This is a genomic window from Kribbella pratensis, assembly GCF_004365355.1.
Classification (GTDB): domain Bacteria; phylum Actinomycetota; class Actinomycetes; order Propionibacteriales; family Kribbellaceae; genus Kribbella.
This window is the reverse complement of the sequence record NZ_SODP01000002.1, coordinates 1,455,674-1,480,151: the sequence shown is the minus strand read 5'-3', so window position 1 is coordinate 1,480,151 and position 24,478 is coordinate 1,455,674. Positions and strand designations below refer to the sequence as shown.

Sequence of the window (24,478 nt, the reverse complement as noted above, 5' to 3'; positions counted from 1 at the left end):
GGGAGCAGTGGGGATAGCGTGACTCAGCCACCGTACGAACCAGAACGTCCGCAGGACAGGCCGCACGACGCCACCCAGGACGTCACCCAGTCGTTCTCCACCGAGGATCCGACCCAGGTCTTTCCGAGCCCGGACCCGACGCGGGCGTTTCCGACGTACGGGCGGCCGGAGCAGGGTCATTCGCAGCAGACGGGGTCGGCGCAGGCCGGGTCGCCGTGGGTGGCTCCTGGACAACCGCAGCCGGCTCCTGGCCAGCCGTCCTTTGGGCAGGCGCCTTATGGGCAGGCGTCATTTGGGCCGGGGCAGCCGCAGTACGGCCGGCCCGGGCCTTATGGTCAGCCCCCTCATGGGCCGCAGCCGCCGCAATCGGCGTACGGGCAGGGGTATGGGCCGGGGCAGTATCCGGCGCAGTACGGGCCGGCGCCGGTGCCGTACGGGTATGGTTACGGCTACACGGGGTCGAGCGGGACGAACGGGCTGGCGGCCGCGTCGCTGGCGACCGGGATCGGCGGGATCTTCATCGGCCTGTCCGCGCCGGTAGCGATCGGGCTCGGCATCGCCGCGCTCGTCCAGATCAACCGCCGCCACCAGGCCGGCAAGGGCATGGCGATCGCCGGGCTGGTGATCGGTTCGCTCGTGACGATCGGGTACGTCGCCCTGATCGGGGTCCTGATCGCGCTCGGCTCGACGTACGACGACTACTCCGGATCGCCCGAACCGGTCTCGTCGTACTCCACCGGCCCGACGACCAGCGTCGACGACCTGGCCGTCGGTGAATGCTTCGACGACGGCAGCGAAGAGGCCGAGGTCGTCCGCCAGCCGTGCACCGTCGCCCACGACGGCGAAGTCATCGCCGACGTCACCCTCCCCGAGGGCCCGTACCCCGGCGACAACGGCATAGACAAAGCCGCAGACCGCGCCTGCAGCCCCGAGTTCACCAGCTACGTCGGCAAATCCCCCGAGGACTCCGAGCTGGACGTCTCCTACTGGACCCCCGACAGATACCTCTGGGCCGACCACGACCGCCTCGTCGTCTGCGCCACCTACGGCCCTGACCACGAAAAACTAACCGCCACAGTAAAAGACAGCCACCGCTAGCTAGCGGCGGGCACTGATGCCGCCGACCATCCACAGGGGGCCGCCGGTGGCGCAGTCGCGGCCCGTCCAGGTGGGCTGGAATCTGTCTGCGCCTCCGCCGCCCATGGTGATGGGGGTGCCGGAGCGTGCGACGACCTTGTTCGCGGCGTCGAGGATCTCGAAGGACGTTGAATCTCCCCGGACGGTGTATCCGCGCGGCCACACGAGAACTACGTCGGATTGAGCTGCAGGCCGTACGCACCCGTTTGCGTCGGTGGTCAGCGTCGCTTGGAGGGCCGCTTCCATTCCACTGAGATTGTCGACATCGGAGGTGACGATTCGAGGCGGGACGGCGGCGGCCGTCGGCCCACTTGCTGCCGGTGGGTGTCCGTCGCCGGGGCGGACGGCCCACGTAGTACCGGCGATCACCACGGCGGCGGCGAGTGCCGTGCCGCCGATCGCTAGGCGTCGGCTTCGGGCACGACGGTGTCGGATGCGCTCGGCGACCGCCTCCTCCGCCAGGTCGACAGTGTTGCCGGCCTCGGCGGCTGTGGTGCGGAGTAGTTCTCGCAGGTCCGTGGTCATGGGGTGCTCTCCTCGGTGACGCCGAGTTGCGTGGCGAGCTTCGCTCTTGCATCGGCCAGGTGACGCTTCACGGTGCCTTCGGCGCAGCCGAGTTCGTCCGCGATCTCGCTGACCGGCAGGTCTTCGTAGTAGCGCAGTACGACGCACGCTCGCTGTTTCGATGACAGGGTCGCCAGCGCCCGTCGGACGTCGTCCGCCACCGCCAGCCGGTCGTCGTCGTGGTGCGGGAGGTCGACCAGCAGGTGGCGGGTCGCGTTCCACCGCCTGAGTCGGCGGCGGCTGTCGATGTACTGGTTGAGCATCGCGCGCCGCACATACGCCTCGAGTTCGTTGACGTCCCCACCGATCCGCCGCCGACTGAACACCCGGGTGAGCGCTTCCTGGACGAGGTCGCCGGCTGTACTCGCGTCGCCGGTCAGCAGATACGCATAGCTCCGAAGCGCATCACCCCGCGCAGCCAACAACGCCCGAAACGCGGGCTCCCAGTCAGCCACCACCCCACCCCCTCTCACCCACCAAGACGAACAACCCACCCACGACGTTGGGGGCCAGCCGAACAATTCTCAGCCCGGTCCTCAGCAGACCGCCGCCTTCCGTCGGTTGCGCGAGGGGCTGTCTGGCGCGGCGGATTGTGGTTCTGCAAGTACCCTGACGGCGTGGGTATGGTGATGGCGGTGTCGTTCGAGCGGTACGGGCGGCTTTATTACCTGGACCCGGGTGAGTTTCGGCCCCGGGTGGGGGACAAGGTGCTCGTGCCCACTGACGACGGGCCTGAGGTGGCTGAGTGCGTGTGGGCGCCGCAGTACGTCACCGAGGAGATTGGTGGGCTGCCGCTGTGCGCTGGCATCGCCACCGCGAAGGACCTGGATCGCGACGAGCAGAACCGGCAACGGCGGGCTGATGCGCGGGTGATTGCCAAGCGGACGATCCGGCAGCACGGGTTGCCGATGAAGGTGGTCGGGATCGATTTCGTCGACCGGCGGCCGGATGTCGACCAGCTGGTGATCGTGTACTTCTCGGCCCCGCACCGGGTGGATTTCCGCGAGCTCGTACGGGACCTCGCGCGGGCGCTCCGGGCGCGGATCGAGCTGCGGCAGGTCGGCGCCCGCGACGAGGCGCGGTTGCAGGGCGGGATCGGGCCGTGTGGGCGGGATCTGTGCTGCGCGACGTTCCTGAAGGATTTCGAGCCGGTCAGCGTGCGGATGGCGAAGGACCAGGATCTCCCGCTGAACCCGCTGAAGATCTCCGGCGCGTGCGGCCGGCTGATGTGCTGCCTGAAGTACGAGCACCCGCTCTACCAGGAGTTCAACGCGAAGGCTCCGGCTCTCGGGACGTCGGTGGAGACCCCCGCGGGTGATGGAGTGGTGGTCGGGCACAACGTGCCGAGCGACACCGTGGTCGTCCGGCTGGCCGCCTCGGGCCGGCGCTGCGCCTGCAGTCGCGCGGACGTGTGCTCGCCGCGGCAGCAGTACGAGGCATCCAGTACGACGACCCCGGACGCCGCCCCGATCGAACCAGTCGGTACGCCGGACGCCCTGCCCCAGCCGGATGCCGCGCCCCGAAAGGACTCGGCGCCCCAGAAGGATGCCGCGTCCCAGAAGGAGGCGGCGCCCGCCGCGGACGTCGTACCGGAAGAGCACCAGGACGAGACCCGCGAGGAGCGGCGGGTCCGGAAACCGCGCCGGCGCCGCCGCCTGCACCATGACGACGAGGGAGAAACCGCGCAGTGAGATTCCGCAGGTCGACCGTACTGGTGGCAGCTCTTGCGGTCCTGGCGAGCGGATGCGGGGTGGCCAGTCGCGCGCAGAACGCGGGCAGCGGCACCGAGGTGCCCGGCATCGGCAGCAACCCGCCGAGTGCACCTGTGGGCCCGATCCCGGCCGGGCTGGAGAAGTTCTACCAGCAGAAGCCGGACTGGGAACGCTGCGGCTCCAACCAGCAGTGCGCGACCATCCTGGTCCCGCTGGACTACAGCAAGCCGGCCGGCCAGACCATCGAGCTGCGGGCGCGGAAGGTGCTGGCTCGGGACCGCGGCGGTCGGCTCGGCACGCTGTTCATCAACCCTGGCGGTCCGGGCGCCTCGGGGCAGGAGTTCGCCGGGCAGGCGCCGCTGCTGTTCGGCGCGTCGCTGCTGCGGAAGTTCGACATCATCGGCTGGGACCCGCGGGGCGTCGGGGAGTCCACGCCGGTCAAGTGCCTGGACACCGAGCAGCTCGACACGATGATCGCCGCCGACGGCAGCCCGGACAACGCGGCTGAGATCGCGGACCTCGACAAGGAGGCGAAGACCTTCGCCGCTGCCTGTGAAACACGTTCGGGCCGACTCCTGCCGCACGTGTCGACCAAGGACGCCGCCCGCGACATCGACGTACTCCGAGGCATCGTCGGGGACCCCCAGCTGTACTACCTGGGGATGTCGTACGGCACGTACCTCGGAGCGACGTACGCCGAGCTGTTCCCGAAGAACGTCGGCCGGATGGTGCTGGACGGTGCGGTCGACCCGTCGATCACCAACGAGCAGATGGGGATCGCGCAGGCGAAGGGCTTCGACAAGGCGCTGGACGCGTTCGCGGAGGACTGCGCGCAGCGGTCCTGCAAGCTCGGCAGCAGCAAGACCGAGGTGCTCGCGAAGGTCGACCAGCTGATCAAGGACAGCGACGCGAATCCGCTGCCCGGCGACGGGGATCGCAAGGTCACGCAGGCCCTGGTCATCCTCGGCCTGATCTACCCGCTGTACTTGAAGGACTTCTGGCCGCGGCTCGAGGACGCCGTCGCCGATGGCCTCGCCGGGAACGGCGCCCGCCTGCTCGCGCTCGCCGACGAGTACACGGACCGGCAGAAGAGCGGGTACGCCGACAACTCGAACGAGGTCAACATCGCGATCAACTGCCTCGATCACCCCGATTTCACCTCGATCGCGCAGATCGAGGCGAACCTGCCGGCGTACAAGGCGGCGTCACCGCGGTTCGGCGAGTTCCTCGCGTGGTCGTCGGTGTCGTGCGCGAACTGGCCGGTGAAGCCGGTCAACCAGCCGCACAAGATCAAGGCGGCCGGCGCGAAGCCGATCATGGTCGTCGGTACGACGCGCGACCCGGCCACGCCGTACGAGTGGGCCGTCGGGCTGGCGCACCAGCTGGAAAGCGGTGTCCTGGTCACGCGTGACGGCGACGGGCACACGGCGTACCTCTCGGGCAACGCGTGTGTGAAGAACGTCGTCGAGAGCTACCTCGTGCAGGGCAACACCCCGGCCACCGACATCAAGTGTTAGTTCGGGCGGGTGTCGCCCGGTGCGACCGGCAGTTTGAGGGTGTCGGTCGCCTGCTCGAGGACGGCGCGGAGGCCCGCCTCATCCTGCGGGCGTCCCCCGACGGTGATCTCCACGGCTGACGTCTTGCCGCCGTCGAGTGAGATCCAGCGTGAAAGACCCATCCGCGGCCCGCGGGCCTGGTCGGTGTACGTGTAGACCAGCGTGCCGTTGTCGCGGCTGAGCACCTTCAGGTCGCGCTCGTCGATGCTGTGCTCGCGGCCGGCGACCAGCTGATCCGGCGTCTGCTTGCTGCCGCGCGTGTCGAACCGGACCTGCCAGACGCCGGTCGGGTCGAGGAACTTCGGCCGCGTGCCGTCCTGGGCGCTCTTCCAGCCTGCCGGGACCTCCGCGGACACGGGGTCGTCGTCGGTGCCGAAGTCCTGCACGACATAGTGCAGCGAGCCCGGCTCGAGACAACCGGCACAGGTCGGAGTTTTGGGTGGGGCCGAGCTCACAATCCCCACCGAGGTCCTGTTGTCGGTGGCGAACGGATTGCCGCCGTTGATGGCGAGCACTGCGCCGAACACGGCTACGCCGACGGTCATTCCCGCCAGCGTCATCAGCAGCGCCTGGTGCCTGGGCGTGAGCATCCCGACCTCGCTTCCCTCTCTCCCGGCCGATTATCGCTGACGAGAGGGGCGTCACCGCAAACCCGCGCGTACGCTGGCACGTCGTGGAGATGTCCGAACCCGCGTTCCAGCAGGCGTTGCAGCGCTACGACAAAGGTACGGCGGAGCGCGCCGACTTGAAACTGCTCACGAAGGAACTGCTGAAAATCCTGGTGGCAAAGGCGCCAGGTCACGCCGTCGAGGTCCGCGTCCCGCCGTACGGCGCGGTGCAATGCATCGAAGGTCCGCGACACACCCGTGGTACGCCGGGCGCCGTGATCGAACTGACGCCGGAGCTATGGATCGACGTCGCACTGGGCCGCACGACCTGGGCCGACGCCCGGTTGACCGGCAAACTCCGCGCCAGCGGCGAGCGCACGGACCTGACCGGTCTGCTGCCACTGGTCCGGACGTGAATGAGCCGCGGCGCTCCCCTGCAGCGCCGCGGCTCACGTTCGTCGGTCAGCAGCTCGGTCAGTGGGCCGAGGTCGACCAAACCGCCGTACGGCCGTACACGATCACCAGGCGGCCGTCGTCCCGCATCTGCAGCACGGAGCCCTTCCGGACCGTCTTGCTGGACCAGAGCGCCTTCTTGGCGGCGCTGTAGACGACGAAGTTGCCGTCCTGCTGCATGACGGCGAATGCGCCCTTGCCGGCAGTCCTGGTGGACCAGACCGGGGTCTTGCCGTTCTTGACCATGACAAGGTTGCCGTCGGTCTGCATCTGCAGGCGGAAGACCCGGCTGGGCGAGAACAGCATGTCGTAGGGGTTCAGTAGGCGGCCGGAGCCGAGCGTGCCGATCACCATGTGCCGGTACCAGACTGCCTTGTTGCGGACGTTGTAGATGACCAGGTTGGAGTCGTTCTGCACGGCGAGGTACGCACCGGTGCTGCCGCCGGTGTTGCTGGCCCAGACCGGCGTACGGCCGGAGATGACGACCAGATTGCCGTCGCGCTGCATGATCAGGCTCGAGGCCTTGCGGTTCGTCATCGAGCCCCACAGCGCGGTGCGGCCCTTGTAGAGGACGGCGTTGCCGTCGGTCTGCATGATGAGCGTGTAGATCCCGTTGGGCGAGCGACGGTACTGACCCGGCTTCAGGTACTCACCCGGCTTGAGCACCGACGACACGGCGGTCGCGCTCGTGGCGGCGGTGTTCGCGGTGCCGGCAGTGGTCGCGGTGCCGGCGGCCTGCGCGGCCGGGGGAACAAGCAGGGTGGCACCGGCGGCAGCGCCGACGGCGAGCGTGGCGAGCAGCCGGGTGCGCGCCGACTTGATCGAGATCATGCGGTTCGTCTCCGTTTCCCGAGAACCCGCCGGGCGGTCCCGGCCGGTGAGATTGACGCCCTGGGCAACCAATCGGTGCCACGCTAGGACGCTCGGAGGGTCGCCGCCGGACGTTTCGACGGTGATCGAAAGGGTGGCCGGAAACCAGGTTCGTTCCTACCGGTAGGACCTGTCACTATGTTGCGGTGGCAGCAAGTCTTCGCACGCGACTGGCCCGGTTGCGTGTCGATCTGACCCCGTGGCGTGGTTCCCGTGACTTCCGCATCCTGCTGGTCTCGGGATCGGTGTTCTTCCTCGGCGGAATGGTCGGGTACGTCGCTCTGCCGTACCAGCTGTACCAACTCACCGGATCGAACTTCGCCGTCGGCGCGATGGGTCTGGTGACGATCGCCCCACTCGTCGTCTTCGGCCTGTACGGCGGTGCGCTGGCCGACCACGTGGAACGCCGGAAACTGCTGGTCGGCACCGGGATCGCGCAGGTCGCGATCTCCGCGCTGATGGTCACCAACACCCTGCTGGCGCACCCGCAGATCTGGCTGATCTACGTCTGCGGCGCGCTCAACGCCGTCGCATCCTCGCTGCAGCGGCCCTCGCGGGAGGCGCTCCTGCCGCGTGTGGTCCGTCACCAGGAGATCCCGGCGGCGGTCGCGCTGAGCTCCTTGACCGCTCAGGTCGGCCAGCTCGCCGGTCCGGCGCTGGGCGGCGTACTGGTCGGCTCTGTGGGCGTGACCTGGGCGTTTGCCGTCGAGCTGACCGGAATCGTGTTCGCGACGTTGCTCTACACCCGGCTCGGCTCGTACCGGGCCGGTGATCACACCACCGCGCCGAGTCTGCGGGCGATCGGCGGCGGGATCATGTACGCGTACCGCCGCAAGGACCTGCTGGCGACGTACCTGGTGGACATGGTCGGGATGTTCCTGGCGATGCCGATCGTGCTGTTCCCGGCGTTTGCGACGGACGTCCTGAAGGAGCCGAAACTGCTCGGTCTCCTCTACAGCGCCGAGGCCATCGGTGCGATGTGCGCGAGCCTGACCAGCGGCTGGGCCAAACACGTCCATCACCAGGGCCGGGCGGTGGTGCTGGCCACGATCGGCTGGGGTGCCTCGGTCGGCATCGCCGGACTGGCGCCGAACATCTGGTTCGCGATCGGGTTCTTCGCCCTGGCCGGGGCGGCCGACATGGTCTCGGTGCTGTTCCGCTCGGTGATCTGGAACCAGACGATCCCCGACGAGATGCGCGGCCGGCTGGCCGGGATCGAGATGCTCGGGTACTCCCTCGGCCCGCTCGGCGGCCAGGCGCGTTCCGGTCTCGTCGCCGACCTGACCAGCGTCCGTACTGCGATCGTCAGCGGCGGCGCTCTGTGTGTCATCGGAGTGGTCGGCACCGCCGCCTGGCTGCGCGAGTTCTGGCGGTACGACGCCCGCACCGACGAACACGCCGTCCGCGAAAGGGACCTCCGAGCGGCCCGTTAGGCTTCAAGTCATCATGCGTATCCGCCGTGTAGTGACCGCTGGGCTGGCCGCAGTACTGCTGGCGGGCTGCAGCGGTCCCGGTCAGGAGGACGCGCCGAGCGCGCCGCCGCTGGTGTCGGTCTCGCAGATGCCTTCGGAAACCCCGTCGCAAACGCCGTCCGAGACACCGTCGCCCAGCTCGAAGCTCGCGGACACGCTCTGCGTGCGGATGGACGCCTCGTTGGTGCAGTCAACGCTCGCGGTGCCGGTCGCGAACATCCACCCGGAGACACCACCGGTCGACTTCGGCATCCCGACGTACGACGTCTGTCAGCTGACGCTCAGCACGGCTCCGAACGGGCCGGTGCTGAACGTCGAAACTTCGGTGCTTCCGGCAACAAAAGCGACGTTGGTGGCGAGCCAGAAGGCGTACGCGGCGACGAAGCGTGAGCCGGCCAAGCCCGCACTGCTGGGCGACGGCGGGTACGGGACGAGCACGTTCGTCGTGTTCCTGCTGGACGGCAGGCTCTACCGGATCGCCGGGCCCAAGGCCACGCTCGCGAAGTACGTCGTGATCGGTCAGGACGTGATCCGGCAGGTGCCGGGCCTGCCGGATCCGCCGCTGGAGATCACCCGGCAGGAGTGTGAGCGCGGTTCGTCCGCGGCCGAGAAGGTGATGGGCGGTCCGGCGATGGTCCGGCGGGACGGTGAGACGACCCTCGGCGATCCGGTCTGCGGCTGGGTCACCTCGACGAGCGTGCTGTACAGCTCGGTACGCCGTACTCCGCAGGCCAAGGCGCTGATGGTCCCGATCCGCAAGGCCGCGACGTCGCAGTCCCTTCCGCTCGGCGACGAGGGGTACGTCGACACCGCCACCGGCCGGACCACGATCCGCGTCGGGGACGACAAGATCGTCGACCTCGTGCCGCTGCCGGCGCGCGCGATCAACCCGGACCTGATGACCCAGTTCGCCCTCGCGATGTCCCCGCTCTACACCCGCTGAGCCCGGTTCTTCGGTACGGATCCGGCCTCGGCGATGGTGGCGATCGCCTCGGTGATCTCGGTGGGGGTGCGGGCGGCGTAGCCCAGGACGAGGCCGGGGGCGTGCGGGAGTTGGCTGTGCCAGGACAGGGGGTGGGTCTTGACGCCTCTGGCCAGGGCTGACGCCGCCAGCTCGACGTCGTCGGTGGGGTCGTCGAAGGTGATCGTGAGGTGCAGGCCGGCGGCGGCGCCGTGGATGGTTGCGGTGGGCAAGTAGTTGTGGATGGCGGTGACCATCGCGTCGCGGCGGACGCGGTGCCGGCGGCGGAGGACGCGGAGGTGGCGTTCGAGTTCGCCGGACTCCATCAGGTGGGCGAGCGTGAGCTGCGGGAGCGCCGCGTTGCCGAGGTCGGCCAGGCGTTTGCGGCCGATCAGTTCGTCCTTGTACTGCGGGGGCGCGAGCATCCAGCCGATCCGCAGCGACGGGGCGAGGAGCTTGGAGATGCTGCCCGCGTAGATCACGTGCTCGGCCAGCATCGCGCGGAGTGCGGGCACCGGCGGGCGGTCGTAGCGGTGCTCGGCGTCGTAGTCGTCCTCGATGATCAGTCCGCCGTCCGCGGCCCATTGGATCAGCTCACGACGGCGTTCACCGTCGAGGACCACGCCGGTCGGGAAGTGGTGGGCCGGTGTCACCATGACCACGCTGGCGGCGGATTCTCGCAGTACGTCGACCTGTAGGCCGCGGTCGTCGACGGGGACAGGTGGGGTCTGCATGCCCCAGTTCTGCAGGTGCTGCCGCGATCCGAGCGAGCCGGGATCCTCGACGGCGATCTCGTGTACGCCGCGCTGCGCGAGCACCTGCGCCACCAGCCCGATCGCCTGCGCGACACCGGCCACGATGATCAGGTCGTCCGGGTCGGCCGCGATGCCCCGGTTACGCGCGAGCCAGTTGGCGACGGCTCGTCGCAGGGCAGGAGTCCCCGCCGGATCGCCGTACCCGAAGCTGGCCGACTCCAGGTCACTCAACACCGCCCGCTCACCCCGCAACCACGCCGCCCGTGGAAACGCGGCCAGATCCGGCACTCCCGGCGTGAGGTCGATCCTCGCAGGTGCCGCGCGAAGGGTGTCGAAGATCTCGAGTCCCGCGTCGAAGAGATCTGCGGAAGGACAGGAGGTGTCGCCCGTTCCGCTGTCGTCTGTCGGCGCGTGAGGCGGGCGCGGACGTATACGTAGACGACTACGTCCTGTCGTTGTGCTGGTCGAGACGGGAGGACCGACAACCACCGTTCCGGCTCGGCCGCGAGCGGTGATGTGGCCGTCTTCGGTGAGGCGTTGGTAGGACTCGGTTACCACGCCTCGGGAGATGCCGAGGTCGGTGGCGAGGGTGCGGGTGGCGGGGAGGCGGGTGCCGACGGGGAGGTGGCCGGTGGAGATCGCGGTGCGGAGGCGGTCGGTGAGCCAGTCCGCGAGACCGCCGGGTGGCGCCTCGGCCGGATCCAGCTGAAGGAAGTCCGCGCCTGTTTTGGACCGACCACTTCTCTCCATATTGGACCTGTTCACAGGACCATTGTGGTCGGACCGTAGAGGTATGAAAACCGACTACGTCCACGGTTACACCCCGGCAGAGACCCGCCGCCTGACGGACCAGGCCGGAACGCTCGCCGACCTCCTCCATGGCGGCACCACCTACCCAGCCGGCAGCCGGGTCCTGGAAGCGGGCTGCGGAGTCGGCGCGCAGACCGTACAACTGGTGACTCGCAGCCCCGGCATCGAGCTCGTATCGGTCGACGTCTCCGAGGACTCGCTCGCCCAGGCGAAGGCCCGCGTCGCCGCAGACGCTCCGGACGCCGCAGTTGACTGGCGCCACACAGACCTCCACGACCTGCACGGCGAGAAGTTCGACCACATCTTCGTCTGCTTCGTCCTCGAGCACCTTGCCGATCCGGGCAAGGCTCTCGTCAGCCTCCGCGATCTGCTGAACCCGGGCGGCACGATCACGGTGATCGAAGGCGACCACGGCTCCGCCATCTACCACCCGCGCAGTACGCAGGCCCAAGCGGCCGTCGACTGCCTCGTCGACCTCCAGGCCGAAGCGGGCGGCGACTCGCTCATCGGCCGGCGCCTCCATCCGCTCCTCGAACAGGCCGGGTACGACGACGTACACGTCGAGCCGCGCACCGTATACGCAGACCGGACGCTCCCGCACCTCGTCGACGGTTTCACCCGCAAGACGTTCATCGCGATGGTCGAGTCGGTCCGGGAACGCGCGCTCGCGGCCGGCCGGCGGACCGAGGCCGAATGGAACGCGGGCATCCGGGACCTCGAGAAGACCGCCGAGCCCGGCGGCACCTTCCACTACACGTTCTTCAAGGGAGTTGGTCGAACATGATCGCTCTGCTCGTCCTCGTCGCCGCGGTCTGCCGGGCCCTGAACCGCAACCAGCGCCGGCAGATCCGCCCGACCCTCAACGGCATCGAGGACCGCGACCTGCAACGACTTGTGGCCGATCTCCGCGCACTCAGCTGACCAGTTCATGAACGCCTGGTAAACAGGGAGTATGTCCCCGACTGAGCAGCTAGAGATCGAGACGAAGTACGACGTCGACGACAGCGTGATCCTGCCGGCGATGCACGAACTGCCCGGAGTCGCGAGCGTTGCTCAACCCGTCGAGCTCGACCTGGAGGCGGTGTACTACGACACCGCCGACCTCGACCTGGCCGCGAACAAGGTGACGCTGCGCCGCCGGACCGGTGGCGAGGACGACGGCTGGCATGTGAAGTTCCCGGTGTCGTCGGGCGAACGGCTCGAGGTCCGTCATCCACTGGGGAGATCGGTGCAGAGCGTGCCGAGTGCGGTCATTCGCACGGTCCGCGTGTATGTGCGCGACCGCGCACTCGTCCCGGTCGTCAGGTTGCAGACCAGGCGCATCGTCCACCGCCTGCTCGACGCGGACGGCGACGTCCTCGCTGAGGTCGCCGACGACAACGTGACCGCGACGGTCGAGGGCGACGAGCCGGAGAGCTGGCGCGAGTGGGAGGTCGAGCTGGTCGACGGTGACAGGCTGCTGCTCGAGGACGCCGGTGAGCTGCTGAAGTCGGCCGGCGCGCGTCCCGCGAGCGGTCCGAGCAAGTTGGCGCGGGCACTCGGCAACCGAGTGCCGTCGACCGATTCGATCAGCATGCCGAAGAAGCCGCTGACTTCGGACCTTTTCCGCGCGTACGCCGGTGCGCAGGTGAAGGCGATCCACGAGCGCGACCCCGAGGTACGGCGTGATGTCCCGGACTCGATCCACAAGTTCCGGGTCGCGACGCGGCGACTGCGGTCCGCGCTGGCAACGTACCGTCCGGTGATCGACCGCGAGGCCGGCGACGAGATCCGCGCGGAGCTGAAGTGGCTCGCGGGCGAACTCGGCGTCGCGCGCGATGCGGAGGTGCAGCGCGAACATTTCGCGGCCGAGGTCGCTGAGCAGCCGGTCGAACTGGTCATCGGCCGGGTCGCCGGACGGATCGACGACCACCTGCGCGGAGTCTACAAGGACGGCCGCGCGGGTGCGCTCGCGGCGCTGGAGAGCCCGCGGTACTTCCGGTTGCTCGATGCTTTGGACGAACTGCTCGCGAAGCCGCCGGTGACCGGCGACGACCGCAAGGCGAAGAAACAGATCGACGACATCCTCGGCCATGACCGCAAACGCATGCGCAAGGCGGTCAAACGCTCGAAGGCCGCGGGATCCGTCGCCAAGCAGGATCACGAGCTCCACGAGGTCCGCAAGGCCGCCAAGCGCCTGCGGTACGCCGCGGAGTCCGCCGAACCCGTCCTGGGGGACGAGGCGACGGCGCTGGCTGCGCGGGCCGAAGAGGTCCAGGAGATCCTCGGCGAACACCAGGACTCCGTCGTCTCCCGCGACCTCCTTCACCGCCTTGCCCTCGAAGTCTTCGCCGACGGCGGCAATCCGTTCACCTTCGGCCGCCTCCACGCCATCGAAGAAGCCCGCGGTAATACGTCCCGGGCGGCCTTCTACGAACTCTGGCCGACCCTCAAGTTCTGACGATCGTGCAGGAACGTGAGCCGGGCGGTCAGGTACTCGCCTACCTGGCCGCCCGGAGTCTGGGGTTGGGGCTGTCAGGCAGGTCCGCGTCGAATCAGCAGGACCTGCCTGACAGGTCTTAGTGTTGGACTGCCTTCTCGGCGCCGGCTCCGGTGAGGGAGCGGACCTCCATTTCGGCGAAGCGGTCGACGTCGACCGGCTCCTTGCTGGTGATCGTTCCCAGCCAGCCGAGGACGAAGGCCAGCGGGATCGTCACGATGCCGGGGTTGTCGAGCGGGAACCAGTGGAAGTCGATACTGGTGTCGGTGATCATCGACAGGCTCGCGCCGGTCTTCTTGTCGACCTTGCCGGACACGACCGGGCTGAAAACGATCAGGATGATCGTCGAGGCCAGGCCGCCGTAGATGCTCCACAGGGCGCCGCGGGTGTTGAAGCGCCGCCAGAACAGCGAGTACAGGATCGTCGGCAGGTTCGCACTCGCCGCGACCGCGAACGCGAGCGCCACCAGGAACGCGATGTTCTGGCCGTTCGCGAAGATGCCGCCGATGATCGCGACGATGCCGATCACGACCGCGGTGTACCGCGCCACGCGGACCTCGCCGTCGCCGCTGATCTGGCCGTTCTTGATGATCTGGCCGTAGATGTCGTGCGCGAACGACGTACTCGCGGTGATCGTCAACCCGGCCACCACGGCGAGGATCGTGGCGAAGGCGATCGCGGAGATGACGCCGAGCAGGACCTCGCCGCCGAGTTCGAAGGCGAGTAGCGGGGCGGCCGAGTTCGCCTTGCCCGGTGCGGCCTTGATCCGGTCCGGTCCGACGATTGCGGCAGCGCCGTACCCGAGGACCAGGGTGAACAGATAGAAGATGCCGATGATCCAGATCGCCCAGCTGACGCTGCGGCGGGCTTCCTTCGAGTCCGGAACCGTGTAGAAGCGCATCAGCACGTGCGGGAGACCGGCGGTGCCGAGCACCAGCGCGAGAGCCAGCGAGATGAAGTCGAGCTTGGTGAGGCCGGTGGCGCCGTACTGCAGGCCGGGCGACAGCAGCTTCTCGCCGGCGGCCGGGCTCTTGTCGACCGCTGCGCCGAGCAGGCTGGACAGGTTGAAGCTGTACTTCGCGAGCACCCAGAGCGTCATGATGCCGGCGCCGATGACCAGCAGCACGGCCTTGACGATCTGTACCCAGGTGGTGCCCTTCATACCGCCGACCAGGACATAGGTGATCATCAGGATGCCGACCACGGCGATCACGATGCTCTGTCCGGCCCGGTGGCTGACACCGAGCAGCAGCGCGACCAGACCGCCGGCGCCGGCCATCTGCGCCAGCAGGTAGAAGAAGCAGACGACGAGGGTCGAGATCGCGGCCGCCATCCGGACCGGCCGCTGCTTGAGCCGGAACGACAGCACGTCGGCCATCGTGAAGCGGCCGGTGTTCCGTAGTAGCTCGGCAACCAGTAGCAGTGCGACCAGCCACGCGACCAGGAAGCCGATCGAGTACAGGAAGCCGTCGTACCCGTTCAGCGCGATCGCGCCGGCGATGCCGAGGAACGACGCGGCGGACAGGTAGTCGCCGGAGATCGCGATGCCGTTCTGCGGGCCGGTGAAGGACCGGCCGCCGGCGTAGAAGTCGGCCGCCGTCTTGTTGTTGCGGGAGGCCCGGAACACGATCGCCAGCGTGGCCGCGACGAACAACGCGAAGATGATGATGTTGACTGTCGGGTTTCCGATGTCTGTTGCCAGCGGCAACATCAGTGGGGCGGTCACTGTGCTTCTCCCTCGATCTGGTGGCGCAGCTTCTCGGCGTCGGGGTCGAGCCGGCGGTCGGCCCAGCGGACGTAGATCAGCGTGATCGCGAACGTCGACACGAACTGGCCGAGCCCGAAGAGCAGGGCGACGGTGATGTTGCCGCCGACCTTGTGCGACATGAAGTCGTGTGCGTAGGCGGCGAGCAGGACGTAGACGAAGTACCAGACCAGGAACAGTGCGGTCATCGGGAACACGAACCGCCGGAACCTGCGACGCAGTTCGGAGAAGTCCGGCGAAAGCTGGACGTCCCGATAGGTCGTCAGGTCCGGATCGCGTGTATCACTCATCGCGAGCCTCCAGGAGGGATCGAGCCGGGCGGAAGAGGCCGGCTGCGTCGTACTGTGGCCTGGGTCACGGCGGACGCGACAGCACCGGCGCGCATCGAGCGCTCAGCGGAGCAGACCAGTCGTTCGGTGGATCACTCAGCTGCGCCGAGCGGTAGGAATCACACGACGAACGGTCTCAGCGCGGTGGCAGGCCGCGGTCGACGTCGACGGCCTCCGGGGTGTGCAGGCGAACCATGCTGCGGGCGGTCCCGGCCGGGATGCGATCCGGGGTGAGCTTCGAGACCACGATGACGGTGATGAACGCGAGCGGCATCGTCCACGCGGCCGGCTGACCGACGAGCGCCCGCGGCCAACCTCCTTGCGGTGCACCGGCCACGTGGATCAGAGCGGCGGCGCTGGCCGCGATCCCGCCGACGACCAGCCCGGCCGCCGCGCCAGTGGTCGACATCCGCCGCCACCAGATCCCCAGCACGAGCAGCGGGCAGAACGTCGACGCAGCAAGCGCGAAGGCGAGTCCGACGGTGTCCGCGAGGCTCAACGAGCCCGTCACCGTGAACGCCAGGTACGGCACGACCATTGCGATCAGCGCCGCGATCCGGAAGCTGTTCACCGCGATGTAGTCGCCGCCGGTCCACTCGCGCAACCTGCTCCGCAGCAGGTCCTGGTCAATCACCCCGGCGATCGCGACCGTCAACCCCGACGACGTCGACAGGAACGCCGCGAACGCCCCGGCCGCGACCAGTGCACCGAGCAGATCCCCTGCTGTACCAGGGAAAACTCGCCCAGGCAGCTCGAGTACGACGGTGTCCCCGCCGCTGGCCACGAGATCGGGCGCGAACGTCCGCCCGAGGACGGCGTACATCGGCGGGAAGAGGTAGAACAGGCCGAGCAACGCGAGCACGACGACCGTCGTACGGCGGGCCGCGCGGCCGTCGGGGTTGGTGTAGAAGCGGACGAGCACGTGCGGCAGCCCCATCGTCCCGAAACAAAGGGCCAAGAGCAACGAATACGTCGCGTACAGCGGATGGTCGCGACCGCCGGCGCGGGACAGCGGTTCGGCCCACGCGGCGGCCGCGCCGTGGAGCGAGTCGAGTACGCCGGTCGGCTGGTGCCACGCGAGCAGGATCACGAAGATTGGTGCTGCCAACGCTGTCAGCTTGAGCCAGTACTGGAACGCCTGGACGAACGTGATCGAGCGCATCCCTCCGGCGGCAACGTTGATCACCACGATCACCGCGACGATCATCGCCCCGACCTGCGGCGGTGCGCCGGTGACGGTTTGGACGGCGAGTCCGGCTCCGTGCAGCTGCGGCAGGAGATAGAGCGTCCCGATCCCGACCACGAGACCGGCGCAGATCCGGCGTACGGCGGCGGACTCGAAGCGGGTCTCGGCGAAGTCGGGCAAGGTGTACGCACCGGACCGGCGCAGGGGAGCCGCGACGAGGACCAGCAGCATCAGGTATCCGACCGTGTAGCCGACGGAGAACCACAGCATGTCGGCGCCGTTCACCAGCACCAGGCCCGCGACGCCGAGGAACGACGCGGCCGACAGGTACTCGCCGCTGATCGCCGAGGCGTTCCAGCGCGGGCTGACGGCGCGGCTGGCGACGTAGAAGTCGCTCGTCGTCCGCGAGATCCGCAGCCCGAACAGCCCGATCCCGATCGTTGCCGCGACCACCAAACCGATCGCGCTCAGACTGATTGCCGGTGACATTTAGTGCCTCCCGGCGCTATTTCCGTCCGACGAACTCGGTGAACTCGGCCTCGATCCGCTCGGCGTTGCGGACGTAAACGCGGGCGGCGACGTACACGACCGGATAGACCAGGATGCCGAGGATCACCCAGGGCAGCGGCAGACCGAAGATGGACAGGGTGCGGGTCGGCGGGACGAGCCAGAAGAGCAGTGGGATGCTGCCGAGGACGAGCAGTACGCCGGCGATCACGGCCAGCGTGAGCCGGAGCTGGGACTGAACCAGCGAGAGCATGTAGATCTCGCCGAGCCTGGTCTGCTCGTCGATCTCGCGGGTGCCGGTGGGGATGATCGGACGCCGTGCCGCGCTGGTCCGCGGGCTGGTGACCCGGACCCGACGCGGTCCCTCCGGTGTACTCATCGACGAGGCCGTCTCATCGCAGCGAGGTCGATCGGACCAGGAGGTCGCGCAGCTCGCGCGTGTGCCGTCGGCTCACCGGAAGCCAGTCGCTGCCGACCCGGACCGCGCACCGGCCGCCGTCGACGCGCATCTCGTCGATATGGGCCAGTGCGACCAGCGTGCTGCGGTGGATCCGCGTGAATCCGGCGTCGCGCCAGCGCTCCTCCAGAGTGCTCAGCGGGATGCGGACGAGATGCGAGTTCTGGCCCGTGTGCAGGCGGGCGTAGTCGCCCTGCGCCTCGACGTACCGGACTGTGGAGCGCTGGACGAACCGCGTGACGCCGGCCAGCTCCACCGAGATCGTCTCGTCCTCGGTCTCGTCGGGCGACTGCAGCGCAGCCGGTGCGCCGGCAGTGACCACCCGGCGTACCGCCTCGGCCAGTCGCTCGGCCCGGACCGGCTTCATGACGTAGTCGGCCGCGTCGAGCTCGAAGGCGGCCACGGCGTGTTCGTCGTACGCGGTGACGAAGACGATCCGGGGACGCGGCTGGCGGAACTTGGACAGCACGCTGGCCAGGTCGATGCCGTCCAGACCGGGCATCTTGATGTCGCAGAACACCACGTCGAGGTCAGAGGCCTGCAGGATCTTCAGCGCCTCCGGGCCGTCGGATGCGGTCTGGATGTCGCCGATCCGGGGGTCCTGGCTGAGCAGGTACACCAGCTCGGCACGGGCGGGCTCCTCGTCGTCCGCGACCAGCGCGCGCAGCGGAGTGTCGGCCATAGGCGAACAGTAGCGGCCGGATCCGGCTCTACGACAGCATCCGGGGTGGGTGGTCGGCTCGGTGGTCCCAGCGCAGCCGGCTCGAGCCGAAGCCCGCAGCATGTACGCCGTCGTGGCCGCGCGGACGCCGGCAGTAGTAGTACGGCGAGTACAGGTCCTTGCAGGAATCGTCGTGGCTCGTGTACGCGAACTCGAGGTCCAACCGGTTGTCACTGGTCATGGAAGCCGCTCTCCGTAACGGTCCGCTCCGATCCCAGTATCGCGCGACACCCCCAGTACCGCACGACATGGTGGGAGCGGGTGGCGGCCCCCGCTCCCACCGCGGCTGCCGGTCTACTTGATCATTCCGTGCGGATCGAGCACGTACTTGCGTGCTGCGCCGTGGTCGAACTCGGCGTACCCGGTGGGTGCCTCGTCCAGCGAGATGACGGTGGCGTTCACGTTCTTCGCGATCTGAGTCCGGTCGTGCAGGATCGCCTGCATCAACTGGCGGTTGTACCGCATCACCGGGCACTGACCGGTCGTGAACGACAGCGATTTCGCCCAGCCGAGGCCGAGCCGGATCGACAGCGAACCGGTCTTCGCCGCTTCGTCACTGGCCCCGGGGTCGCCGGTGACGTAGAGCCCCGGGATACCGACCGCGCCACCGGCGCGGGTGACGTCCATGACCGTGTTCAGCACGGTCGCCGGCCGCTCGGCCTGGGCGTCGCTGCCGTGACCATGGGCCTCGAAACCGACGGCGTCGATCGCGCAGTCCACCTCGGGTTCACCGAGAATCTGGTCGATCTGGTCCTTCGGATCGCCCTGCGACACGTCGATCGCCTCGCAGCCGAAACTGCGTGCCTGGTCGAGTCGCTCCTTCTGCAGGTCGGCGACCATGACGACCGCCGCGCCGAGGAGGAACGCCGCGGTGGCCGCGGCCAGCCCGACCGGGCCGGCGCCTGCGACGTACACCGAAGAACCGGTGCCGACGCCGGCGGTGACGGCGCCGTGGTACCCGGTCGGGAAGATGTCCGCCAGCATGGCCAGGTCGCGGATCTTCTCCATCGCCTGGGCCTTGTCCGGGAACCGCAGCAGGTTCCAGTCGGCGTACGGCACCAATGCGTACTCCGCCTGGCCGCCGACCCAGCCGCCCATGTCGACGTACCCGTAAGCCGATCCAGGCCGGTCCGGGTTCACGTTCAGGCAGACCCCGGTCTTGCCTTCCTTGCAGTTGATACAACGTCCGCAGGCGATGTTGAACGGTACCGACACCAGATCGCCGACCTTGATGAACTCGACGTCCCGGCCTACCTCCACCACCTCACCGGTGATCTCGTGGCCGAGCGCGAGCCCGGGCGGTGCTGTCGTCCGGCCACGCACCATGTGCTGGTCGCTGCCGCAGATGTTGGTCGCCACCACCTTCAGAATCGCGCCGTGCGGAATCTGCCGGCCGACGTTCGCGGGGTTGACCCCCGGTCCGTCCTTGAGTTCCAAGGCTGGGTAGTCGATGGTCTCGACCGCCACAGAGCCTGGCCCCTTGTAGATAACTGCCCTGTTTCCTGGCACGAGCGATGCTCCTCTCCAGGATCCTCCATCCGCGGGACGGGTGGAGCCGTACACTGTCGCGGGCCGCGATCGCCACTGCGAGAGAAGAGGCGATCCGGTCGTCGCCTGCCCCCGGTCGATGTCGTCAGGGGATGGTCCCGACGCTAGTCCGCCACGCCGGAACCGTCAACAAAACAAGGTCTTTCTACGGCGAGGCATGCACTCCTGAGGAGTATTTGGGGATGCGGAAAGTTACCTTCGTGCCCGCGTCCAGAGCCGTCTCCACGACCAGGCCGTACGTGTCGCCGTACACCTGCCGCAGCCGGGCGTCGACGTTGCCCAGGCCCACTGAGTCGCTGCCGGTCTCGCCGGACAGGGCGGCCCGGATCACCTCGGGGTCGCTGCCGGCGCCGTCGTCCTCGACGCTGATCTCCGCCTCGTTGATCCGGTCCCGCGCGCGGATCGTGATCGATCCGGCCCCGGCCTCGAGCCCATGCCGTACTGCGTTCTCCACCAGCGGCTGGACGACCAGGAACGGGATGACCACCGGCAGCACCTCCGGCGCGATCTGCAGCGACACCTTGAGCCGATCACCGAAGCGGGCCTGCTCCAGCACCAGATAGCGCTCCACGTTGCGCAACTCGTCGGCCAGCGTGGTGAACTCACCGCCACGCCGCAGTGCGTAGCGGGAGAAGTCGGCGAACTCCAGCAGCAGTTCGCGCGCCCGCTCAGGGTCAGTGCGGACGAAGGACGCTATCGCGGCCAGAGCGTTGTAGATGAAGTGCGGGCTGATCTGGGCGCGCAATGCCCGCAGCTCGGCCTCCATAGCCCGCGTACGTTCCTTGTTGAGCTCTGCAAGCTCCACCTGGCCGGACACCCACCGCGCGACCTCTTCGGTCGCCCTGACCAGGGCAGCGGAGGTGTTGTTGCTGTACGCGACCAGTACGGCGACCACGCGCTCCTCTGTGACGATCGGTGCGACCACCGCCGTACGGATCGGGCACTGTGGATCGCCGCAGGCCACGTCATGTGCACCTAGTACTGCGGTTCGGCCTGAGCGGAGCGTCGGCGCCGCGCGGTCCTTGGCATCACGCCGGTGGTTGCTCTCGTACGCTCCACCGACGCCGTCCCACGCCAGTACGCCGGACGAGTCGCAGATCGCGATGGCCGCCGTACCGAGGAGGTCCCTGAGGTGGCGGCTCGCTTTGCCGGCCGCTGCGGGCGTCAGGCCTTCGCGCAGGTGCGGGCTGGCCAACGAGGCGGTATGCAGGGTCGCATACGTCGCCTTGTCGGCCGGAGTCCCGAAATGCTTCCTCCGCCGCGCGAACACCCCCTGACGGTAACCGCTCAGCCCTCCGCACGCGGCCTGAACGCCTCCAGCGCCTCCGTGTCGGAGTACGTGCTCAGCAGGTACTCCGCAACCCACGCCTCCCGTCCTGGGTACGTCGACTCGCGCACGATCCGGTCCGCGGCCGCAGCCGCGTCCAGCGCGGATCGACGCAGTTGCACGCCGTCTGCGGTGAGGAGCGCCCAGCTCGGACCGGGTGCGCCGTACGGCATGCCGACGCTGCCCGCGTTCACCACGAGGCGCCGATCGACCTGACGCGCGAACGGCATGTGCGTGTGACCGCACACCACCGTCCTGACGTCAGCCGGCAATCCGTTGAACACCGTGGACCACCGCGAGATCGGACTGTCGACCAGCACCATCTCCTCGTCGTCGCGTGGAGTGGCGTGGCAGAACAGCGCGTCTCCGATCGTCACAGTGGTGGGCAGTCCGGCCAGCAGTTCAACCTGGTCCGGTCGCAGCTGCTCGGCAGCCCACGGACTCACCTCATCCGGCGGCTTGGCGTCGTACGTCCCCCGAGCCATCTCCACCAGCTCCCGGTCCGCGTTGCCGCGCACCCACACGGCCCGATCGCCCAGCGCCGTCAAGACATCCAGCGTCTCCACCGGCTGCGGCCCACTGGCGATGTCCCCGGCCAGCACGATCACATCAGCGTCCTGAGCGTCGGCCAGCACCGCCTCCAGTGCAGGAAGCACCCCATGAATGTCAGCCAGTACGGCAACGGTCGTCATACCCGCAGTCTGCCGCGAAAACCCTTGCTACGAAGGGACATCTGCTCAGAGCAGATCAGCGGGCGAAGTCGATCAGGTTGGCGGCGACGACGTCGGTCGCTCGTTCACACTCCGCGGTATCGAGGGAGCAGCGAACGACAGTGGTCTTGGTGTTCGGGTCCTGACCGCCCCCGGTCACCACCGTGGACATCAGAAGATGCTGGTCGTCCTCCGCAACAGCCCGGTAGAAGCAGCCACTCCACTGGCGTCCGACGGCGCCGCTGTGCGAGTCGAGCGCGGTGATGATGTTGCTGCAATAGCTGTCACCGTACGCCGGTGTGCCGATCGCGACGGCGTCGTCGGGCGTGAACCCGGTGATGTGGTAGTCGCAGGTCGTGAATCGCTTCTTGCCGGTGGCGATCTCGACCACTGTGGAGCAGCCGTCAGCGCTGCTGTTCCACGGCTGCGTCGACGCCAGGCGACCGTCGTCCGAGACAGCCATCACGTCTCCGGCGACGGTCTTCATCAGAACGGGCTTCGCGGCGCCCGGCGTCCAGCTGTAGAGCTTCATGGTTGTCAAGGCGCCCTTGACGTTGGCCTTGTAGTAGATCTTGTCCTTCGCGTACGCGAGCACGTGGATGCTCTGGACGTCCGGGAGCTTCACCGATTGCTGCGAGCCACCGGTCTCCGAGTAGAGCGTCGCGCCGTACGTCTGCTCTCCGACGACCACCGGCGGGGTTGCCGCGTACGCCGCGGCCGTCTGATCGGCGGTCCCGGTGAGCGTCATGACCTGCGGCGTACGGCGTACCACCGCTCCGGCGGAGTCGACCTTCAGCAGCTCACCGCCGGCGCTGGTTGCGAGCACGCTGCTGCCCAGCCGGACGACGCTCATCAGGCTTGCACTGACTGGGACCTTTAGTTCCTTGCCGGCGCCGAGCACCGTGCGGTGGACCCAGTACGTCAGCTGCGGACTCTTGCCCTGCGTCAGCTTGGCCGCCTCGAGAGCGACCGGGCCGGAGGGGGCCTCTGGTGTCATAGACGACTTCTGCGTGAGTGATGGCTTCGGCGTCGGGGTCGGCTTGGGCAGGACGACTGGCGTCGAGGTGAGCATCGGGGTCGGCGACGGCGCCGGTGACGGCGTGGGGCTCGGAGTGCCGCCCAGTGGTGCGGCGAGGGTCGAGGCGGCTGCCTCGGGGCGCTGGCGGTAGGCGAGGGCTCCGCCGACCGCGACAGCAGCCACTGCGATGGCCGCTACGACAGCGATCAGACGGCCGTTCAGCTCCCGCTTGGGCGGAGTCGTCAACTCAGTCCCCGATCAGTAGTGCGCCCTTGGCAGGGGGCGTGGCGAGTTCGCAAGCACCGGTAGAGACAGTGCAGCGGATGATGGAAGCAGGTGTGTCCTCACCGGTGTCGGCGAGGAGGAGCAGGTGCTGGTCGTCTTCGGGGACCCACTGGCGGAACACTCCGGACCACTCGTGCAGCAGGGTGCCCTTCTTGGCGTCCAGTACGGCCGCGATGCCGTTGCCGTACCCATCCTGGTACATCGGACCGGCGATCGCGGTCGCGCCGTCCGGGGTGAAGCCGACGATCTGGTAGTCGCAGGTGCGCCAGAGCCGTTTGCCTGCCGGCACCGTCAGGAGGCTGCTGCAGCTGTTCTGGTCGGCCAGCGTGGTCAGCGAGCCCGCCGTACCGACACTGGAGACAGCCATCGCGCTCGGGACTGCCTTGAGCGGCGTCGCCTTCGACTCACCCGGAGTCCACTCGTACAGGCTCGTCGCACCGTCCTGGGTCGTTCCGGCGTCGAAGTACACCTTGCCGTTGAGATAGCCCAGCAGGGAGGTGTTCCACACGCCCGGCACAGTGACCTTCTCTACGCCGGCGCGGCCCTGGTCCTGCTCGGCGTAGATGGTCGCTCCCGCCATCGACTCGCCGGTGTCCTTCAGACGCGAGCCGACGTACGCCGCGCCGAGGCCGTCGTCGGTGGTGACGATCTGGGTGATGTCCGGGGTCCTGGCGGTGATCCTGCCGTCGGTGGCGATCGTCAGCATCTCGGTGCCGTAGCCCTTGGCGACCACCGCGAGGGCGGACGAACCGAGCCGGGCGACCTCCTGGATGTCGGCGGTGCCCGGGACCTTGATGTCCCCGCCGGCGCCGCCGCGGATCGTCCGGCCGGTCAGGTACGCGATCTGCGGCGCCCGGCCGGTCGGCAGCTTGTCGAGGACGATCTTCGTCTTCAACGGTCCGGCCGGCGGCGTACTGCTCGGCGTCGGTGTCTTGGAGGGCGTCGGTGTCGGCCTGGTCGTCGTGGGGTTGCTGGTGACGGGGGACGGCGAGGTGGACAGCGGGGCCGCCTCGGCCTCGGCGGTCTGTGGGCCCTGGCGGTAGGCGAGGGCTCCGCCACTCGCGATGGCGCCCACCGCGACGGCTGCGACGAGCGCGACCAAGCGGCCGTTCTGCACTCGCATCGGCGATCTCCTAACGAACGAACCTGGTCATGGCACGGCTGGTGGGGACCGTGCGGCGGACCACGGCCGGGCGGGCCCAGGGGGCCCGTTGTCGGGGGATCTGACGTCGGGAAACACCGCTTTGT

At 68.5% G+C, this 24,478-nt stretch carries 25 protein-coding genes; 9 read left to right on the top strand and 16 right to left on the bottom strand.

All coding sequences use genetic code 11. The features are described 5' to 3' along the window. Positions 1-18: 18 nt before the first annotated feature. Complete coding sequence (locus EV653_RS41760; protein ID WP_134105916.1) at positions 19-1,098, top strand: DUF4190 domain-containing protein; 1,080 nt, start codon at positions 19-21, stop codon at positions 1,096-1,098. Here the strand turns inward: EV653_RS41760 and EV653_RS23870 are convergent, their stop codons facing one another. Together EV653_RS23870 and EV653_RS23865 are read right to left on the bottom strand one after the other, a co-directional pair. After that, on the bottom strand, positions 1,099-1,662 hold the full coding sequence (locus EV653_RS23870; protein WP_134105915.1) for a hypothetical protein: 564 nt from the start codon (positions 1,660-1,662) through the stop codon (positions 1,099-1,101). Next, on the bottom strand, positions 1,659-2,156 hold the full coding sequence (locus EV653_RS23865) for a SigE family RNA polymerase sigma factor (RefSeq protein ID WP_134105914.1): 498 nt from the start codon (positions 2,154-2,156) through the stop codon (positions 1,659-1,661). Before EV653_RS23865 ends, EV653_RS23870 begins: the two co-directional genes overlap by 4 nt. A gap of 168 nt (positions 2,157-2,324) precedes the next feature. Between EV653_RS23865 and EV653_RS23860 the strand changes: the two genes are divergently transcribed. Then, positions 2,325-3,392, top strand: a complete 1,068-nt coding sequence (locus EV653_RS23860; protein ID WP_134106730.1) for a PSP1 domain-containing protein — start codon at positions 2,325-2,327, stop codon at positions 3,390-3,392. Further along, positions 3,389-4,930 carry an alpha/beta hydrolase gene (locus EV653_RS23855; protein ID WP_134105913.1) on the top strand — a complete coding sequence of 514 codons (1,542 nt, stop codon included), beginning with the start codon at positions 3,389-3,391 and terminating at the stop codon, positions 4,928-4,930. Before EV653_RS23860 ends, EV653_RS23855 begins: the two co-directional genes overlap by 4 nt. Here the strand turns inward: EV653_RS23855 and EV653_RS23850 are convergent. Further along, positions 4,927-5,559, bottom strand: coding sequence for a hypothetical protein (locus EV653_RS23850; RefSeq protein WP_134105912.1), 633 nt, complete (start codon positions 5,557-5,559; stop codon positions 4,927-4,929). The two genes, EV653_RS23855 and EV653_RS23850, sit on opposite strands and share 4 nt — an antisense overlap. An 89-nt stretch (positions 5,560-5,648) precedes the next feature. On the opposite strand from EV653_RS23850, the gene EV653_RS23845 reads away from it, so the two are divergent. After that, positions 5,649-5,993 carry a sterol carrier family protein gene (locus EV653_RS23845; protein ID WP_134106728.1) on the top strand — a complete coding sequence of 115 codons (345 nt, stop codon included), beginning with the start codon at positions 5,649-5,651 and terminating at the stop codon, positions 5,991-5,993. 58 nt (positions 5,994-6,051) lie between these two features. Here the strand turns inward: EV653_RS23845 and EV653_RS23840 are convergent, their stop codons facing one another. Next, positions 6,052-6,861 (bottom strand): hypothetical protein, encoded by an 810-nt coding sequence (locus EV653_RS23840; protein ID WP_134105911.1) that lies wholly within the window; start codon positions 6,859-6,861, stop codon positions 6,052-6,054. A 185-nt stretch (positions 6,862-7,046) separates the two neighbouring features. Here EV653_RS23840 and EV653_RS23835 point away from each other — a divergent pair, with 185 nt between their 5' ends. Together EV653_RS23835 and EV653_RS23830 are read left to right on the top strand one after the other, a co-directional pair. Next, a complete protein-coding gene (locus EV653_RS23835; RefSeq protein WP_134105910.1) occupies positions 7,047-8,333 on the top strand; it encodes an MFS transporter in 1,287 nt (428 codons plus the stop codon). Between the two features lie 13 nt (positions 8,334-8,346). Next, positions 8,347-9,315, top strand: coding sequence for a hypothetical protein (locus EV653_RS23830; RefSeq protein WP_134105909.1), 969 nt, complete (start codon positions 8,347-8,349; stop codon positions 9,313-9,315). On the opposite strand, the gene pdxR is transcribed toward EV653_RS23830, so the two are convergent. Further along, a complete protein-coding gene (pdxR, locus tag EV653_RS23825) occupies positions 9,303-10,838 on the bottom strand; it encodes a MocR-like pyridoxine biosynthesis transcription factor PdxR (RefSeq protein WP_134106726.1) in 1,536 nt (511 codons plus the stop codon). The two genes, EV653_RS23830 and pdxR, sit on opposite strands and share 13 nt — an antisense overlap. 43 nt (positions 10,839-10,881) lie before the next feature. Between pdxR and EV653_RS23820 the strand changes: the two genes are divergently transcribed. The 3 genes from EV653_RS23820 to EV653_RS23815 are packed head-to-tail and all read left to right on the top strand — an operon-like array spanning position 10,882 to position 13,338. After that, positions 10,882-11,682 carry a methyltransferase gene (locus EV653_RS23820; protein ID WP_134105908.1) on the top strand — a complete coding sequence of 267 codons (801 nt, stop codon included), beginning with the start codon at positions 10,882-10,884 and terminating at the stop codon, positions 11,680-11,682. Then, positions 11,679-11,819: a hypothetical protein gene (locus EV653_RS41285; RefSeq protein ID WP_166679530.1), complete on the top strand. Its 141-nt coding sequence runs from the start codon at positions 11,679-11,681 to the stop codon at positions 11,817-11,819. Before EV653_RS23820 ends, EV653_RS41285 begins: the two co-directional genes overlap by 4 nt. 31 nt (positions 11,820-11,850) lie before the next feature. After that, on the top strand, positions 11,851-13,338 hold the full coding sequence (locus EV653_RS23815) for a CYTH and CHAD domain-containing protein (RefSeq protein WP_134105907.1): 1,488 nt from the start codon (positions 11,851-11,853) through the stop codon (positions 13,336-13,338). A 118-nt stretch (positions 13,339-13,456) separates the two neighbouring features. Here EV653_RS23815 and EV653_RS23810 read toward each other — a convergent pair whose 3' ends face one another. From EV653_RS23810 to EV653_RS23760, 11 genes are all read right to left on the bottom strand, one after another. After that, positions 13,457-15,088 carry a solute symporter family protein gene (locus EV653_RS23810; protein ID WP_134106724.1) on the bottom strand — a complete coding sequence of 544 codons (1,632 nt, stop codon included), beginning with the start codon at positions 15,086-15,088 and terminating at the stop codon, positions 13,457-13,459. An 11-nt stretch (positions 15,089-15,099) separates the two neighbouring features. Continuing rightward, a complete protein-coding gene (locus EV653_RS23805; RefSeq protein WP_134105906.1) occupies positions 15,100-15,432 on the bottom strand; it encodes a DUF485 domain-containing protein in 333 nt (110 codons plus the stop codon). A gap of 175 nt (positions 15,433-15,607) precedes the next feature. Then, positions 15,608-17,146 carry a sodium/solute symporter gene (locus EV653_RS23800; RefSeq protein ID WP_134105905.1) on the bottom strand — a complete coding sequence of 513 codons (1,539 nt, stop codon included), beginning with the start codon at positions 17,144-17,146 and terminating at the stop codon, positions 15,608-15,610. Positions 17,147-17,162: 16 nt separating this feature from the next. Beyond that, positions 17,163-17,543: a hypothetical protein gene (locus tag EV653_RS23795; protein WP_134105904.1), complete on the bottom strand. Its 381-nt coding sequence runs from the start codon at positions 17,541-17,543 to the stop codon at positions 17,163-17,165. A gap of 13 nt (positions 17,544-17,556) precedes the next feature. Further along, entirely contained in the window at positions 17,557-18,303 is a 747-nt protein-coding gene (locus tag EV653_RS23790) for a LytR/AlgR family response regulator transcription factor (protein WP_134105903.1), read from the bottom strand. Between the two features lie 28 nt (positions 18,304-18,331). Further along, entirely contained in the window at positions 18,332-18,523 is a 192-nt protein-coding gene (locus tag EV653_RS23785) for a hypothetical protein (RefSeq protein ID WP_134105902.1), read from the bottom strand. Between the two features lie 113 nt (positions 18,524-18,636). Beyond that, positions 18,637-19,851: a formaldehyde dehydrogenase, glutathione-independent gene (gene fdhA / locus EV653_RS23780; protein WP_134105901.1), complete on the bottom strand. Its 1,215-nt coding sequence runs from the start codon at positions 19,849-19,851 to the stop codon at positions 18,637-18,639. Positions 19,852-20,035: 184 nt separating this feature from the next. Then, positions 20,036-21,160, bottom strand: coding sequence for a sensor histidine kinase (locus EV653_RS23775; protein WP_134105900.1), 1,125 nt, complete (start codon positions 21,158-21,160; stop codon positions 20,036-20,038). A 17-nt stretch (positions 21,161-21,177) separates the two neighbouring features. Beyond that, positions 21,178-21,909, bottom strand: coding sequence for a metallophosphoesterase family protein (locus EV653_RS23770; RefSeq protein WP_134105899.1), 732 nt, complete (start codon positions 21,907-21,909; stop codon positions 21,178-21,180). Positions 21,910-21,964: 55 nt separating this feature from the next. Beyond that, positions 21,965-23,191, bottom strand: a complete 1,227-nt coding sequence (locus EV653_RS23765) for a hypothetical protein (RefSeq protein WP_134105898.1) — start codon at positions 23,189-23,191, stop codon at positions 21,965-21,967. A gap of 1 nt (position 23,192) precedes the next feature. Beyond that, positions 23,193-24,353 carry a hypothetical protein gene (locus EV653_RS23760; RefSeq protein WP_134105897.1) on the bottom strand — a complete coding sequence of 387 codons (1,161 nt, stop codon included), beginning with the start codon at positions 24,351-24,353 and terminating at the stop codon, positions 23,193-23,195. Positions 24,354-24,478: the final 125 nt, after the last annotated feature.